This is a genomic window from Tannerella forsythia (assembly GCF_003860135.1).
Lineage (GTDB): Bacteria > Bacteroidota > Bacteroidia > Bacteroidales > Tannerellaceae > Tannerella > Tannerella forsythia_A.
Map to the genome: position 1 here is coordinate 1 of NZ_RQYN01000226.1, position 206 is coordinate 206.

1 pseudogene is annotated in these 206 nt (G+C 39.8%); it reads right to left on the bottom strand.

Features of this window, described 5'->3' with window-relative positions:
* Nucleotides 1–206: pseudogene (locus tag EII41_RS14430) on the bottom strand (IS1380 family transposase); the annotation flags it as partial.

Sequence of the window (206 nt, forward strand, 5' to 3'; positions counted from 1 at the left end):
AAAATCCTGTTTGTCTATCAGGTGTTGAATGGGGTGTGTAAATCGGGCTGCAACAATGTAGGGTAAAGATTTTTCCTCCAAACAGTCAAATATATTTCCCTGGCAAAAACCACTGTCAAGTCGTACCAAGCCGACTTTTTTGCCATCAAACATGGCTAAAGTCTCTTCCAAAAAACCAATGAAATTATGGGAAGCATTCGTGTTTC